General features: G+C 41.1%; 14 protein-coding genes. 1 reads left to right on the top strand and 13 read right to left on the bottom strand.

What is annotated here, in order from left to right; all coding sequences use genetic code 11:
- Position 1: 1 nt before the first annotated feature.
- From ACEQZT_RS13945 to ACEQZT_RS13885, 13 genes are all read right to left on the bottom strand, one after another.
- Entirely contained in the window at positions 2 to 1192 is a 1191-nt protein-coding gene (locus tag ACEQZT_RS13945) for a M20 family metallopeptidase (protein ID WP_370090064.1), read from the bottom strand.
- A complete protein-coding gene (locus ACEQZT_RS13940) occupies positions 1185 to 1679 on the bottom strand; it encodes an SPOR domain-containing protein (protein WP_370090063.1) in 495 nt (164 codons plus the stop codon). The genes ACEQZT_RS13945 and ACEQZT_RS13940 overlap by 8 nt, the downstream gene beginning before the upstream one ends.
- Positions 1661 to 5014: a preprotein translocase subunit SecA gene (secA, locus tag ACEQZT_RS13935; RefSeq protein ID WP_370090062.1), complete on the bottom strand. Its 3354-nt coding sequence runs from the start codon at positions 5012 to 5014 to the stop codon at positions 1661 to 1663. The genes ACEQZT_RS13940 and secA overlap by 19 nt, the downstream gene beginning before the upstream one ends.
- 110 nt (positions 5015 to 5124) lie before the next feature.
- The gene (gene dapF, locus ACEQZT_RS13930; protein WP_370090061.1) at positions 5125 to 5895 is read right to left on the bottom strand and encodes a diaminopimelate epimerase; all 771 of its coding nucleotides are present in this window, start codon (positions 5893 to 5895) and stop codon (positions 5125 to 5127) included.
- 62 nt (positions 5896 to 5957) lie between these two features.
- The gene (rplS, locus tag ACEQZT_RS13925) at positions 5958 to 6323 is read right to left on the bottom strand and encodes a 50S ribosomal protein L19 (RefSeq protein ID WP_370090060.1); all 366 of its coding nucleotides are present in this window, start codon (positions 6321 to 6323) and stop codon (positions 5958 to 5960) included.
- Positions 6324 to 6398: 75 nt separating this feature from the next.
- Positions 6399 to 7016 carry a response regulator gene (locus tag ACEQZT_RS13920; RefSeq protein ID WP_370090059.1) on the bottom strand — a complete coding sequence of 206 codons (618 nt, stop codon included), beginning with the start codon at positions 7014 to 7016 and terminating at the stop codon, positions 6399 to 6401.
- The gene (locus ACEQZT_RS13915; RefSeq protein ID WP_370090058.1) at positions 7013 to 7783 is read right to left on the bottom strand and encodes a sensor histidine kinase; all 771 of its coding nucleotides are present in this window, start codon (positions 7781 to 7783) and stop codon (positions 7013 to 7015) included. The genes ACEQZT_RS13920 and ACEQZT_RS13915 overlap by 4 nt, the downstream gene beginning before the upstream one ends.
- Positions 7776 to 8255, bottom strand: coding sequence for a hypothetical protein (locus ACEQZT_RS13910; RefSeq protein ID WP_370090057.1), 480 nt, complete (start codon positions 8253 to 8255; stop codon positions 7776 to 7778). The genes ACEQZT_RS13915 and ACEQZT_RS13910 overlap by 8 nt, the downstream gene beginning before the upstream one ends.
- 149 nt (positions 8256 to 8404) lie before the next feature.
- Positions 8405 to 8950 carry a hypothetical protein gene (locus ACEQZT_RS13905; RefSeq protein ID WP_370090056.1) on the bottom strand — a complete coding sequence of 182 codons (546 nt, stop codon included), beginning with the start codon at positions 8948 to 8950 and terminating at the stop codon, positions 8405 to 8407.
- Between the two features lie 143 nt (positions 8951 to 9093).
- Complete coding sequence (locus tag ACEQZT_RS13900; protein WP_370090055.1) at positions 9094 to 9945, bottom strand: hypothetical protein; 852 nt, start codon at positions 9943 to 9945, stop codon at positions 9094 to 9096.
- Between the two features lie 88 nt (positions 9946 to 10033).
- Positions 10034 to 10708 (bottom strand): tRNA (guanosine(37)-N1)-methyltransferase TrmD, encoded by a 675-nt coding sequence (gene trmD / locus ACEQZT_RS13895; protein WP_370090054.1) that lies wholly within the window; start codon positions 10706 to 10708, stop codon positions 10034 to 10036.
- A 9-nt stretch (positions 10709 to 10717) separates the two neighbouring features.
- Positions 10718 to 11239, bottom strand: coding sequence for a ribosome maturation factor RimM (gene rimM, locus ACEQZT_RS13890; protein WP_370090053.1), 522 nt, complete (start codon positions 11237 to 11239; stop codon positions 10718 to 10720).
- Between the two features lie 6 nt (positions 11240 to 11245).
- On the bottom strand, positions 11246 to 11908 hold the full coding sequence (locus ACEQZT_RS13885; RefSeq protein WP_370090052.1) for a 30S ribosomal protein S16: 663 nt from the start codon (positions 11906 to 11908) through the stop codon (positions 11246 to 11248).
- Between the two features lie 298 nt (positions 11909 to 12206).
- On the opposite strand from ACEQZT_RS13885, the gene ACEQZT_RS13880 reads away from it, so the two are divergent.
- Positions 12207 to 14921 (top strand): 2-oxoglutarate dehydrogenase E1 component, encoded by a 2715-nt coding sequence (locus ACEQZT_RS13880; protein ID WP_370090051.1) that lies wholly within the window; start codon positions 12207 to 12209, stop codon positions 14919 to 14921.
- Positions 14922 to 14925 lie beyond the last annotated feature (4 nt).

Raw genomic sequence — 14925 nt, 5'->3', positions numbered from 1 at the left:
ACTAGGAGTTTAGCTCATGAATGGCCAGGTAGGCCATGAGTCCCATGCCTGTTTTCAGTGCATTCTCATCTATGTTGAAAGTAGGCGTGTGGACTCCTGAGACGATTCCCTTATCCTCATTTCTAGTGCCCAGACGATAAAAGCATCCTGGTACCTCATGAGTATAAAAGGCGAAATCCTCAGCAGCCATCCAAAGGTCTAATTCCACCACGTTCTTCTCGCCCATGTATGCTTTGGCTGCAGCTATATTTTTCAAGGTATAGTCATCATCATTAACCAGAAATGGATATCCTGATGCAATGTGTACTTCACAAGATCCTCCCATTGAACTGGCGATGGAAGTAGAAATGTCTTTGATCTTTTGAAGCGCTTTTTTTCGCCATTCTTCATCGAATGTTCTGAATGTTCCATCAATTTTCACCTCGTCTGGGATCACATTGTTTACATTTCCTCCTGCTATTTTACCAAACGAAAGCACAGATGGAATCTTTGGATTGGCCATCCTGCTGACAACCTGCTGAAGCGAAACGATAATTTGGCTGGCAATGGCAATGGGATCAACAAATGTTTCGGGCATGGCTGCATGTCCACCTTTTCCTTTTACGGTTAGATACACTTCATCGGCACTTGCCATGTATTTACCTGGACGAAATCCTACTTTTCCCTCAGGGATTAGTGGCATCACATGCTGACCCAGGATTTTTTCTGGTGTCGGATTCTTTAAGATTCCCTCCTTAATCAAGATGGAGGCACCACCAGGTGATTTTTCTTCCGCAGGTTGGAATATAAACTTAACCGTACCACTAAATTGATCGGTTAGTTGAGATAAAATTTTAGCAACACCCAGTAAATTCGACGTATGTACATCGTGACCACACGCATGCATCACACCTTCATTTTGTGATTTGTAAGTCACATCGTTTGCCTCTGTGATTGGGAGGGCATCTATATCAGCTCTTAGAGCAATTGTCTTGCCTTTTTCCTTTCCTTCGAGACAAAACGTAACTCCTGTTTCAGCTATCCTTTGGGTGTTGGTGATGCCAAATTCATGCAGCTTAGACTCGATGAACTGAGCAGTATTGTGCTCTTGAAATGACAGCTCTGGATTGGCATGGATGTGCCTCCTGATTTCAAGAATTTCCTCAAAATAAGATTCAGATAGTGACTTTATTTGTTGAATCAGGTCACTCATATTTTTGCAGAAACCGATCCGGAATTAATAAGGCTCTTGGGAAATCTTTTTTCACTTGTTCATGGATGCGATTGGCTTTTAGCCGATCAGTAAACCGGCCTGCCTTCACCCTAAAATTTGGCTGGTGATAAGATACTTTAGGTTCTAATTCCGGGAAGAGCTCATACATCCTTGATCTTGTGTTGTTGGCTTCTTCCCGACTACTTCCCGAGTACACCTGGATTACATAGCCATCCACATATTTCCCGGCTTTATTCTCAGCATAGGCAACCCTAGCGATGCTGTCCAATTCATTTTTGATGTGCCCGGTCAGGGGAGTATAAGCCTCTTCCAAGGTTTTCTTCTCAAGACGATTATCCTCTTTCATTTCATCCATCATCACAGGTCTGTGTATACTCAGGTCTTCTGAATATTTGCTCGTTGATGTGAGTGTGGCAGCCTTACAACCAACCAAAAGGATCAATATTGCTAGTCTATTAATACGCATCTGTTGTTTTTGATGTCGTCTTCAACTGTCTTGTATTTCACGTCTTTTTTCACAGACCCATCAGCATATTGCACATTCACCCGCTGATTTCTGCTGGCAATTTTTTGCGATTGTACGGGTTGTGTTTGCTGCTGTACCGGTGGACGATTTCCTCCTTGAGGACCTGCCAGCGCAGACCTACTTTCCTCTTTTTGCTCTTTATAATTTCTAGCAGTTCGTTGCTGCTGGGCGGCCTGCACATCGTCAGCCTGCTCTACAGGGATTTCTGCTTTCATGAGGAAAGAAATGGTCTCTTCATTGACTTTACCCACAAAGCGCTTAAACATTTCAAAACCCTCAAACTTATAAATCAACAATGGATCTTTCTGCTCGTACTGAGCATTTCGTACACTTTGACGAAGATCATCCATGTCTCGTAAGTGTTCCTTCCAGAGTAGGTCAATGGTCGCCAGAGCGATCATCTTTTCCATTTCCAGTATCACTTCTTGCGCATCAGTTTCTACTGCTCTTTTCAGATTTACAGAAGTTCCAATTTGCTTTTTCCCGTCGGTAAATGGTACCAGTACATTCTCCAGTGTTGCACCTCGTGTAAGGTTTAGCTGCTTTAGAATAGGGAGTGCTTTATCTTTTATGTGCTGATTTTTTTGCTGATAATTTTTGAGTGCCTCCTCATATAATCGTTCAGCCAGCATACTCTCATCACCTTTTTCGAGCTCCTCTTGGGTTATGTGGAAATCGAGTCCAAGAATTGAGATGGCATTGAGCTTTAAGCTGTCCAGATCATTTTGACCTTTAGCATTGAAGATGATGTCCTCACATGTTTCGAGGAGCATGTTTAAGATGTCGAGTTCTAGGCGCTCGCCGTATAAAGCGTTTCTTCTTCGCTTGTAGATTACCTCCCGCTGACTGTTCATTACATCGTCATACTCGAGGAGGTTTTTACGAATGGCAAAGTTGTTTTCTTCTACTTTTCGCTGTGCTCTTTCAATAGATTTTGTAATCATGGAGTGCTGAATCACTTCGCCCTCCTGCAGTCCAAGTCTATCCATGATTTTAGCCACACGGTCAGACATGAAGAGTCTCATCAGATTGTCTTCCAATGAAACGTAGAATTGAGATGATCCTGGATCACCCTGACGACCAGATCTTCCTCTCAGCTGCCTGTCTACTCGTCTTGATTCGTGTCTTTCCGTGCCGATAATCGCCAATCCACCTGCTTCTTTTACTTCGGGCGTGAGCTTGATATCCGTACCACGACCAGCCATGTTGGTGGCAATAGTCACTGCTCCAGGCTTTCCAGCTTCGGCCACCACATCTGCCTCTCGGGCGTGTTGTTTAGCATTCAATACCTGATGATTGATGTTCCGCATTTTGAGCATCCTACTCAGGAGCTCAGAGATTTCAACGGATGTGGTACCCACCAGCACAGGCCTACCCGCTTGAGTTAATTCCACAACCTCTTCAGCTACGGCATTAAATTTCTCACGGATGGTTTTGTAAACCTTATCGTTTTCGTCTTTTCTGGCAATAGGGCGGTTAGTTGGGATCACCACTACATCGAGTTTATAGATGTCCCAGAACTCACCTGCTTCCGTTTCAGCTGTTCCTGTCATACCTGCCAGTTTGTGGTACATACGGAAGTAGTTTTGGAGTGTTATGGTAGCATAGGTCTGAGTAGCATCCTCAACCTTCACATTCTCCTTCGCTTCAATGGCCTGGTGTAGTCCATCCGAGTATCGGCGGCCTTCCATGATACGACCAGTCTGCTCATCTACGATTTTAACCTTGGCATCCATCACTACATACTCCGTGTCCTTTTCATACATGCAGTATGCTTTTAAAAGCTGGTTTACAGAGTGTATTCGCTGACCTTTTATGTTATAATCCCGAATAATTGATTCCTTTTTCTGAAGTTTTTCACTTTCAGAAATGGTCTCATCTTTTTCCAGTTGAGCAATTTCATCTCCAATATCAGGAAGAATGAAAAAGTTCGCATCTTCACCTTCTCCGGTGATCAAATCAATACCTTTTTCGGTAAGATCTATACTATTGATCTTTTCATCAATGGTAAAGTAGAGCGGCTCATCAGCCTCTGGCATTCGCTTTTGATTGTCTGCGAGGTAAATATTTTCAGTCTTTTGAAGGATTTGCTTAACCCCTGTCTCACTCATAAACTTGATGAGAGGTTTGTTTTTTGGTAAGCCTCGGAATGCTCTGAATAATGGAAGCCCTGCTTCTGCTTCATTACCTTCCTTGATTAGCTTTTTGGCTTCATTCAGGTAGTCACCTACCAACTTACGCTGCGCATCAACCAGTCGCTGAATTCTAGGTTTAAGATCATAAAACTCATGCTCGTCACCTTTTGGGATGGGTCCAGAAATGATTAGCGGAGTTCTGGCATCATCAATCAAAACGGAATCAACTTCATCCACCATTGCATAATGGTGTTTCTTTTGAACCAACTCTTCCGGGCTTCTGGACATATTGTCCCTCAGGTAGTCAAAGCCAAATTCATTGTTGGTGCCATAGGTGATATCTGCCAGGTATGCGTTTCTTCTTTCAGCAGAGTTTGGCTGGTGATTGTCGATGCAGTCGATTCTCAAACCGTGGAATTCGAAAATGGGAGCATTCCACTCTGCATCTCGTCTCGCTAGGTAGTCGTTTACCGTTACAATGTGGACGCCTCGCTCAGCAAGGGCGTTGAGGTAGGCTGGGAGAGTAGCAACCAATGTTTTTCCCTCTCCAGTTTGCATCTCTGCAATTTTTCCCTGGTGGAGAACCACGCCTCCTATAAGCTGCACATCGTAATGCACCATGTTCCAAACCACTTCATTGCCAGCAGCAAGCCATCTGTTTTTCCAAGTGGCAGTATCTCCATTTATTTCAACATTCGATTTTTTGGCTGCAATTTCTTTGTCATGCTGAGTAGCCTGCACAACTATTTTTTCATTTTCTGCAAATCTTCGAGCGGTTTCCTTCACTACAGCAAACCCCATAGGTAGGATTTCCATCAGCACTTTTTCCAACTCTTCATCTCTGTCGCTTTCGAGTTTATCTATCTGAGCGAAGATGTCTTCTTTTTGGTGAACGTCAAGTGATTTATCGCCTTCTACCTGTTTGTGAAGTGCTTCGATCTGATCATCAATGTCTTTCAGTCGATCCTTAATAATTGACTTTAGCTCAGTTGTTTTTCCTCGAAGCTCATCATCTGAAATATTACGCAGTTTGTCATACTCTGCATTGATCAGTCCGACATATGGGGTGAGTTCCTTAAGGTCTTTTTCTGTTTTCGTTCCAAAAATTTTGGCGAATCCCTTCGTAATCGAGTCTAGCATTGAAAAAAATTATTTTTAAAGCCTTGACCTAGCGGTTTTGGCTATTAAGTTCTTTAAAAATTCTGCCTTTTATAAGGGCTTAAAGTTATAATGGTTTAATGTAAGAGTGATCAGATTGTTACACTTCCTTCAAACACTTTTTTTGCAGGCCCAGCCAGCCATATGTTGGTGAAAGTATCTCCGTTCTGCTGAAATGATACGCTAAGATCTCCGCCCATGGTTTGGATATGAACAGGACTTTTATATCCTAGTTTTCCTGCCATAAGGCCAACAGCTGTTGCGCCTGTCCCGCAGCTCAGTGTTTCATCTTCTACACCTCTTTCATAAGTTCTGATTTTCACTTTGTCTTGCAAAAGCTGTGCAAAGTTCACATTCGTGCCATTTTGGCTGGAATAGGATGGGAGATTGCGGATTTTCCTTCCCTCCGAGACAATTTCCAGGTTATCTACATTTTTAGAAATGACAATGTGGTGAGGAGAACCTGTATTTATGTACCATTCCTTACTGTTTAGTTCGTCGAATTGAGAAACATCAAACAATTGGAAGTGAATTATGTCATTTTCTTGTTTAATCTGGTGAGTTCCGTCCGTGGTTTCAAAAATCGCACTATCACTAACCATTCCTATTGATTGGGCAAATGCAAATCCACAGCGAGATCCATTTCCACAAAGGCTTTGGGAGCCGTCAGAATTGAAATAGATCATTTTGTAATCAAGCTCCTTGTGATTCTGGATTAGGATTAAGCCATCGGCACCAATCCCATACCTGCGATCACATAGCTTTGCTATGATATTAGAATCTTGAGGAAAAACTTCATTCCTGTCATCTATTAAGATGAAGTCATTGCCGGTACCTTGATATTTTGAGAAGTTTAACTTCATGTGACTAAGTTAAACGGATAAAGAGCAAAAAAAATCCCCACCGACTGGTAGGGATGTTAATTTTATTTTTTGGTAAGCTTCTCTTTGATTCGAGCCGCTTTTCCTTTCCTACCTCGCAAGTAATAAAGCTTTGCTCTTCTTACTTTTCCTTGTCTTAGTACCTCTACCTTTTCCAGGTTAGGAGTAAGGATGGGGAAGATTCTTTCTACAGCGATATCACCAGAAACTTTTCTTACAGTGAAAGTTTCACCGTTTGTGTTTCTATTGTTGATAGACATTACAGTTCCCTGGAACTGCTGCACACGCTCTTTGTTACCTTCTTTAATTTTATAGTGTACGTTGATGGTATCACCTGGGCCAAATGAAGGATACTTAGCTCTGATGTCTTTATATTCTTCCGCTACTACGTTCAATAATTCTGTGCTCATTTCTATACTCCTTGATGAGTGTTTTGAAAAAGGAGTGCAAATATAGAAATAAGTATCGGAAAAAAAGATATTGAATTAAATAATTCCATTATTGAGCGCATATTGAATTAGCTCAGAGCTACTATGCAAATTTAGCTTTTTGAGAATGTTCTTTCTGTGGGTCTTTACCGTATGTTCCGATATGAAAAGCGCATCGGCAATTTGTGAGCTTGTCAACCCATCGCCAAGCTTTCTGATGATCTCAATTTCTCGTTCGCTAAGTGAATATTCTTTGAGTTCTTTATCATCCTTACTGAAGTTTTGGATTTGATCATAGTATGATTTTCCACTGTGAACACGCGCAATTGCATCTGATAGTTCTTTTCCTGTATTGTTTTTTAGCAGACACCCGTCGATCCCTATTTTCACAATCTCTTCAATGAAAGACTTTTGTGCATACATGGTAAGAATGATGACTTTGATGTTGGGATAATCTGTTTTGATCTTTCTGGCGCACTTAATACCATCCATCCCCGGCATATTTATGTCCAGCACTACTATGTCCACCCTATTTTTTGTGACAAAATCAAGGACTTCCAATCCATTGGACGCCTCACCGACAACTTCAAAATCTTCTCGGGCACTAAGAACCATTTTAAGTCCATCAAGGACTATCTGGTGATCATCTGCGATTAATATTTTTACCGAACTCATACAGTCGAAATTTCTACAATGAAAGCACTTCCTTTCTCAGGACTCGAGTCAATGGTTAACTCTCCGTCGAGCTTGTTCACACGATTTTCAATATTCTTAAGTCCCATCCCAAATTGGATTTCTTCTTTTTTGAAACCAATTCCATTGTCCTCAAATATTAGATTCAGTGAACCTTTTATGTGAGTAAGGTCCAGTCTTATTGTTGAGCATTGTGCGTGTTTTAATGTATTATTTACCAGCTCTTGTATGATTCTATAAACCTCCAGACTTGTTTCGGTGGAAAGGGCATCATGCAGTTGGATGTTCACTTCAAACTTAATATTTCTAGCAGCGCTGACAGCTTCAGAAAGTTGATGAATCGCAGCTTCTAATCCAAAATGCTTAAGCATGCCGGAATCAAGGCTGTGAGATATCTTTCTAGTTTCCTCATTGGCTAACTGGGCAGTTTCACTGATTTTCTTAGCAAGTTTTTCCATCTCTTCAGGTTTCTTGGAGATCAATGTGTCGGCATACATATTAAGCGTCACCAAAATACTTCCAAGACTATCATGCAATTCAGCAGCAATTCTTTTTCGTTCCTTGTCCTGACCTTCCAGCAACGCATAGGTGGTTTTGGTTTCTTGCTCTTGGAGGAGGTCTTTGATTTGTTGATTCTCAAGATTCTTTTTTATAAGCTTTCGTTGATATAGGTAAATGAAAAAGACAATGGAAAATGCAAGCAGTAGCATGCCTGTTGAACCAATCAATAAGAAGGTATCATTATCCATTTTGGTAATTATTTTTTTTCGCTCCTACGAAAAAACCAATGGCAAAAATGATATTTTTCAATACGTTCGCCATGTTATGGAATGCCCAACTTGAAGAAGATGATAGGATAATATCTCCTAATAGAAATGAAAAAAAGGCGCCGCAAAAGAAGGTAAACACGGCAGTTACAATCCAAAAGCTCATTGACCTTTCAAGAAAGAATATATTTTCTTGAGAATAAAGTTTAAAGTAATAACTCAAGCAGAAAGCCATGAATAAAAAGCTTTCTAATAAGCGTAAAACCCCATTGAAGCTGTTATATCCTGTAATAAGAAAAGAATCTACAACGTAGGCAATCAAATAAACTATCACCACAGATTTGAAAATAATCTGGTTGATTTTAAGCACTCGGATGAAGTAAGCGGATAAAAGAATTACTTCTGTCAGGCCATATACGTGAGCAAGATATAGGTTTCTGATTCCATTTTTCATTAGAAGAAACATAATTGCATCGGAAAGAAACGAAACAATCACAAGTACGATTATGAACTTAACTCCAGAGTCAATTAGTTTCTTTCTAATGAAAAATAAAGGAATTAGCGACGATAATGTCGAAGCATATGCTATTGCAAATTGGGTATTCATGATCCGCCACTACACATGTCTGGACATGGCCAAGATGTATTTAAAGCAAAATTGAAGTCATCGACGGCATCAATTAGTTTATTGCCTCCATGAAATTTATCCCTGTCAGCATATCGCTGTGCTACAATAAATGCATCATAGTACCTTTCGTCTTCTATTTGATTTACACATTTGAATACTCTTACTCCTTCTATTCCTTCAGGGTTTGATTGATAAATTGAATCGACTTTATAGGAGAATTGTCTAAATGATTCGATATCAAAAAAGTATCCATGAGTTTGCTTATCCACTGCGTAGAAGATGTCTTTCTTTTTACGATCTAAATATTGTTGATACTTCTCTTTACATTCAGCAGAAGGGACGATTTCTCCTCCAATTTTTCTTATACCACTTTGCTGAATAAAGGCATCATCAACTTTCTTTTTAACAATTCGATCGTACGTAAACTCACTATTAAATTGGTTATGCACGATGTAGATTAATCCAAGAGCTAGAACTACTGTGAGTATTTGAAAAAGCCTCAATTTTGATTTGATGTCCATAGTTGTAAAGTTTAGGTTAGTAAATGATTTTATGGTTTTGCAATAAAGATCATCATTAAATCAAATAATAGAAATACCCCTCTAGGGGTAAATACAAAAAGCCCTCCATTGGAGGGCTTTTGACTTTTAAAGAGAAGGTTGATTTACTCAGGGCAGCTTACATTCAAATTCCATGCGGTACCTCCGCCGATGCAGCCACTCATATAGACTGTAACCGTTCTAGCTGTAGATGGATTGTAATTCACATCAATTGTGCCAGTACCACTTACATATCCATTTTGCCCATCGCCGCAGCTACTTACGGGAGGGAATGATGAGCTACTTATGCTGGAGCCAGATCCACCAATCCATTGATTATTGTAGAAAACATCGATTCTATCCTGAATAGAGAACATATCATAGGTGATAGATGCGGTACCTGGTGTATCTCCTAAATCATAGGTAGCAATGGTAAGACCATCACTTCCACTTGTAAAGGCAGGGCATTCCTGAATTGGTCCTACGGTTACGCAAGTTTGGAGTAAGTTACTCACCCGGCCACTGTTGTCATAGATGCAATAGGTCAGACAAAAATCTCCCTCTTGTACACTTGCGGGAATTCCGACTGGAACTACAAGCAGACCATCTGTAGAAGAATTGCCACTAGGGATATCAAAATAGCTCGATGCTCCATTGACTTGGACATAGCACCCTCCATATCCTTGGACTGATTCAAAATTGAATGGTAGGTAAAGGGTGTTGTCGGCAACAACAGTTGCTGATGTTTGATTGTTTGATACATTGGGAGCATCTGCGTCGGTACTTGAAGCAGGTGGCTGACCACCTACATTCTGGCTTCCTGGAATGACTAAAACACCTGTTAATGCATCAGCATCGGATGGGTCTACTTCAGCAGGTGCAGGATCGCTATCACCACCACAGCTGGTAATTAGAGTCAGTGCGGTAAGCCCAAATACAAGGCTTAAAAATTTGATTGATTTGTAAAGAGTCTTCATGGTAGTAAATTTTATACTACAAATACAAGAAGTCTCAAAGCCAATTGAAATACCTACTTAGGGGTATTTTAAATTACCATTTGACGGATTAGCTGAGCAAATCAGGCCTTCTTTCTTCGGTTCTTTTAAGGGCTTGCTCGTTTCTCCAAGTTTCGATGTTGGCTTCATGCCCGGAGGTAAGAACGTCAGGCACTTTCCAGCCTTTGTACTCTGCTGGGCGAGTGTAAACAGGGGGAGCGAGGAGGTTGTCCTGAAAAGAATCTGACAATGCAGAAGTCTCATCATTCAGTACGCCTGGAACCAATCGTATTAGTGAATCCGTGAGCACCATTGCGGCTAATTCTCCACCAGACAAGACATAATCCCCAATACTTATTTCTTTGGTAATCAAGTGGTCGCGAACACGCTGATCTACTCCTTTATAGTGTCCACAAAGCAAGATGAAATTCTCCTTAAGTGAGAGCTGATTAGCAATTGATTGATTATAAGTTTCTCCATCAGGGGTTAGGTAGATCACTTCATCGTAATCCCTTTTTCTCTTCAGCTCGGAAATACACTTATCAATAGGTTCAATCATTAAGACCATGCCAGCACCACCACCAAACGCGTAATCGTCTACATTAAGGTGCTTGTTTGTTGCATAATCACGAAGATTGTGAATCTCGAGCTCAACCAACCCTTTATCCATAGACCTTTTCACGATGCTTTGGGTTAAGGGACCTTCAAAAAGGTCTGGCAGACAAGTGATGATGTCGATCCTCATGAGATGAAGTTAATCATTATAGATGTCCAGAAGACCTACAGGGAGTTTTACTTCAACTTTTTTTCCCGCAATATCAACATGAGTCAGGATCTCGTCTTTAAGGGGAATTAAAATTTCTCTGCCGTTTAAGTCTACGGACAGAAGTTGATTTCCATTTAAATCGATTACCTCTTTGATAATTCCAAGCTTTTTGGGTCCCTCGGCTACTTCACAACCGACCAGATCATGGAAATAGTACTGACCTTCCTCAAGTGACGGGAGTGTAGAGAGTGGTAAAAAGAGTTTGGCCTTCAAAAGATTCCGGGCATCATCAACTGTCTCAATATCCTCAAATTTCACCAACGCTTTACCACCATTGATTTGAAGCGTATCAATAAAAAAAGGAACCAGCTTCCCTTGTTGTTCAAGGAAAACTGATTCCAAATTTTGATATTCGTCTGGAAAGTCTACATCCAATGAGATGCCAACTTCGCCGTTAAGACCATGGGTCTTGATTACTTCCCCTAGTTGGTAGCAATCATCCTGCCTCATAGCAGATTAACCCTCTTTTTTGTCTTCTTCTTTTGCTTCTTCAGCGGGAGTTTCCTCCTTTGCCTCAGCCTTAGGCTCTTCTGCTTGTGCCTCTTCCGCAGGTGCTTCAACAGCAGCCTGAGCTTCCTCTACTTCAGCTACATCTTCAGCTACATCCTCGTCACCTTCGGCACCACCTTCTTTTATCTCTTCAACTAAAGCAGCCTCAGCTTCTTGAGCTTTTTTCTTCAACTCCTCAGCTCTAGCATCACTTACCTTCTTCTCAGCCTCAAGAGCGGCTTTCTTCTTCGCAGCTTTTTCTTTAGCAAGCTTATCCACTTTGCCTTGAATCTTAGACTCTTTGTCTTTCATCCAAGCTTCAAGCTTTTTGTCTGCCTCTTCCTGCGTGATTGCACCTTTGTTCACACCAATCTGAAGGTGCTTTTTCATCATAATACCTCTGTAAGAAAGCATAGCTCGTACAGTATCTGTAGCCTGAGCTCCTTTCATTACCCAATCAAACGCCTTGTCGTTATCCAAATCAATGGTAGCGGGATCGGTGTTGGGATTATAAGTACCAATCTTCTCAATAAAGCGACCATCTCGTGGTGCTCTGCTGTCAGCCACAACTACATCGTACATGGCTTGTTTTTTGCGTCCTCGACGCGCTAGTCTAATTTTTACTGGCATAATTCTTTTTGTTTATGGAACTCGTCCATCAAAAGTTTAAAAATGGAGCGCAAATGTAGCGTATTTTTCTGTTAGTGAGAAGATTCAATCAGACATTCTATTCTCATTAAACCTTGGACACCACAAGTCAGTTGATTTTGCATCAAATTCTCATCCTCACAAAGTTAATTTCATTGATACTCAAAAAGAGATAACATAGTGATGATCAGTATAAATACATATGCTTATTTGCTTACCCGATTTTACAATTTTCAAAGAAACTTAATAACCCTTACTTTTGTTTCAGAACACAATGAATATGGACAAATATTCCTACATCGCCAATGCTCATGGAAATTACCTAGATGAGCTATTCAAAGCATATAAAGAAGACCCTGCTAGCATTGATGAATCCTGGAAAAAGTTTTTCGAGGGATTTGAATTTGCTCAGGAAAAGTATGGAGAAGATGGAGCCGGGCAGCAGATAGCCACTCCTAAAGAAACGGCTGTAAGAAACCTTATATATAGTTATCGATCATGGGCTCACCTTATTGCCAACACGAACCCGGTCAGAGCTAGACGCCCTCATTCTACAAAGCTTGAGTTGAAAGATTATGACCTGTCTGAGAATGATCTTAACACGGAATTTGAAGTTGGAAGTGAAATAGGGCTGGGAAAGACATCCCTTAAAAATATTTTAGATAAGCTTAAGAAGGTTTACGCAGGACATATTGGATTTGAGTACAACCACGTTCGTGACTCAGATATTCATGAGTGGTTCAAAACCAAGGTAGAGAAAGAGGGTGCTAATATCAATCCTTCTAAAGATGAAAAGCACAGAATTCTTTCCAAGCTTAATGAAGCAGTAGTATTCGAAAATTTCCTTCATACCAAATTCCTTGGTCAGAAAAGATTCTCACTGGAGGGTGGAGAAAATATGATTCCGGCACTGGATAAGGTCATCAACAAAGCGGCAGAGCTGGATGCAGCGGAAATCGTCATAGGAATGGCTCACAGGGGAAGACTGAATGTGCTGGCGAATATCATGGGAAAAACCTATGAGGAAATCTTTAGTGAGTTTGAGGGAAATCAGGAAGTAGATCTGACTATGGGCGATGGTGATGTGAAGTACCACCTTGGATATTCCTCACATATGGATACCCAGGCTGGGAAGAAGATGTATGTAAAACTTGCTCCCAACCCGTCTCACCTAGAGGCAGTTGATCCGGTTGTTTTAGGTTATTCACGAGCGCAAATTGACGATGAGTACCAGGGTGATCTAGGAAAAGCTATTCCAGTTTTAATACATGGAGATGCTGCTGTCGCAGGTCAAGGTATAGTTTATGAATGTGTGCAGATGTCCCTTCTAGAGGGGTATAAAACAGGAGGCACCATTCACTTTGTGATAAACAATCAAGTCGGTTTTACAACTGACTTTGCAGACGCTCGCTCAAGTATATATTGTACAGATCTGGCAAAAATTGTGGATGCTCCCATTCTTCACGTAAATGGAGATGATGCAGAAGCAGTAAACTTCTGTGCCAATCTGGCGGTAGAATATCGGCAGAAATTCAACAAGGACATCTTCATCGATATGCTGTGCTACAGAAGGCACGGTCACAATGAGAGCGATGAACCGAAGTTCACTCAACCAAAGCTCTACAATGCAATTGCGAAACACCCGAATCCACGAGAAGTTTACGTGAAGTATCTAACTGAGCGGGGAGATTTGGATGATGCGGCTGTTAAAAAGTTGGACAAAGATTTCAAAGATCAATTGCAAAACCGACTCAACGAAATCAAGGAACACCCGCTTCCATACAAGCCACAAAAAATAGAGGAAGAGTGGGATCACCTGAGAAGGTCGAATGAGAAAGATTTTGACAAATCTCCTGATACAAGTATCACGGAGGAGATGATTAAAAAGGTGGCAAAGGCGATTACAGAAGTCCCTAAAGGATTCAAGCCGCTTCGTCAGATTGAAAAATTATTGAAGGATAGGAAAGCAAGCTTCTTTGAGAAAAAGGAGTTGGGTTGGGCAGATGCAGAATTGCTTGCATATGGATCGTTACTTGCTGATGGCACCATTGTTAGAATGTCCGGACAGGATGTAAAGCGTGGTACCTTCTCTCATCGCCATGCTTACTTCTTTGACTCTAATACCAATGAACCCTATTGTGGGCTAAATCATATTCAGGAAAAGCAACAACCCCTTAGAATTTACAACTCACTTCTATCGGAGTATGGAGTACTAGGTTTCGAGTATGGCTATGCGATGGCAACTCCAAATGCTTTGGTTATTTGGGAAGCGCAGTTTGGTGATTTTGCTAATGGGGCACAGATTATGATCGACCAGTTCATAACCAGTGCTGAAAGCAAATGGCAAAGGATGAATGGCCTGGTAATGCTTCTTCCTCATGGTTATGAAGGGCAGGGCCCTGAGCACTCAAGTGCACGCATGGAGCGATTCCTTCAAATGTGTGCGAGTGAGAATATAATCATTGCGAACCTGACTACTTCGGCAAATATTTTCCACTTAATGCGTAGACAGGTGACATGGGAATTCAGAAAACCTGCTGTGGTATTTTCACCTAAATCATTACTTAGACATCCGGGTGTTGTATCTCCAATGAAGGATTTCACCGACGGAAGATTCCAGGAAGTAATTGGCGATGACTATGCTACAAACAAGGATGTGAAGAAAGTATTGTTCTGCTCAGGTAAAGTATACTTTGATCTTTTAGAAGAGCAGAAAAAGAAGAAAGCAAAGGATGTTGCCATTGTGCGCATAGAGCAAATCTATCCATGGCCTCAGAAGCAGATCGATGCAATTTTGAAGAAATACAAAAACCCTAAATTGGTTTGGGTACAGGAGGAGCCGAAGAATATGGGCGCATGGAGTTTCATCAACATGCGTGTAGATATGGATCTGGAAGTAGTGTCGAGAAAAATTAGTGCTTCTCCAGCCACCGGTTTCTCCAAAGTTCACAAGGAGGAGCAAGCAGGATTGGTAAAGCAAGCTTTTGAATTATAAATCA

It is taken from the genome of Ekhidna sp., assembly GCF_964218185.1.
In the GTDB taxonomy this organism is placed as follows: Bacteria; Bacteroidota; Bacteroidia; order Cytophagales; family Cyclobacteriaceae; genus Ekhidna.
The sequence above is the reverse complement of the archived record's forward strand: the minus strand, read 5'-3'. Positions and strand labels throughout refer to the sequence as shown.

Coding starts and splice junctions, on each gene's coding strand:
- ACEQZT_RS13945 (WP_370090064.1), bottom strand. CDS start 1,192: ATGAGTGACCTGATTCAACAAATAAAGTCACTATCTGAATCTTATTTT.
- ACEQZT_RS13940 (WP_370090063.1), bottom strand. CDS start 1,679: ATGCGTATTAATAGACTAGCAATATTGATCCTTTTGGTTGGTTGTAAG.
- secA (WP_370090062.1), bottom strand. CDS start 5,014: ATGCTAGACTCGATTACGAAGGGATTCGCCAAAATTTTTGGAACGAAA.
- dapF (WP_370090061.1), bottom strand. CDS start 5,895: ATGAAGTTAAACTTCTCAAAATATCAAGGTACCGGCAATGACTTCATC.
- rplS (WP_370090060.1), bottom strand. CDS start 6,323: ATGAGCACAGAATTATTGAACGTAGTAGCGGAAGAATATAAAGACATC.
- ACEQZT_RS13920 (WP_370090059.1), bottom strand. CDS start 7,016: ATGAGTTCGGTAAAAATATTAATCGCAGATGATCACCAGATAGTCCTT.
- ACEQZT_RS13915 (WP_370090058.1), bottom strand. CDS start 7,783: ATGGATAATGATACCTTCTTATTGATTGGTTCAACAGGCATGCTACTG.
- ACEQZT_RS13910 (WP_370090057.1), bottom strand. CDS start 8,255: ATGAAAAATGGAATCAGAAACCTATATCTTGCTCACGTATATGGCCTG.
- ACEQZT_RS13905 (WP_370090056.1), bottom strand. CDS start 8,950: ATGGACATCAAATCAAAATTGAGGCTTTTTCAAATACTCACAGTAGTT.
- ACEQZT_RS13900 (WP_370090055.1), bottom strand. CDS start 9,945: ATGAAGACTCTTTACAAATCAATCAAATTTTTAAGCCTTGTATTTGGG.
- trmD (WP_370090054.1), bottom strand. CDS start 10,708: ATGAGGATCGACATCATCACTTGTCTGCCAGACCTTTTTGAAGGTCCC.
- rimM (WP_370090053.1), bottom strand. CDS start 11,239: ATGAGGCAGGATGATTGCTACCAACTAGGGGAAGTAATCAAGACCCAT.
- ACEQZT_RS13885 (WP_370090052.1), bottom strand. CDS start 11,908: ATGCCAGTAAAAATTAGACTAGCGCGTCGAGGACGCAAAAAACAAGCC.
- ACEQZT_RS13880 (WP_370090051.1), top strand. CDS start 12,207: ATGGACAAATATTCCTACATCGCCAATGCTCATGGAAATTACCTAGAT.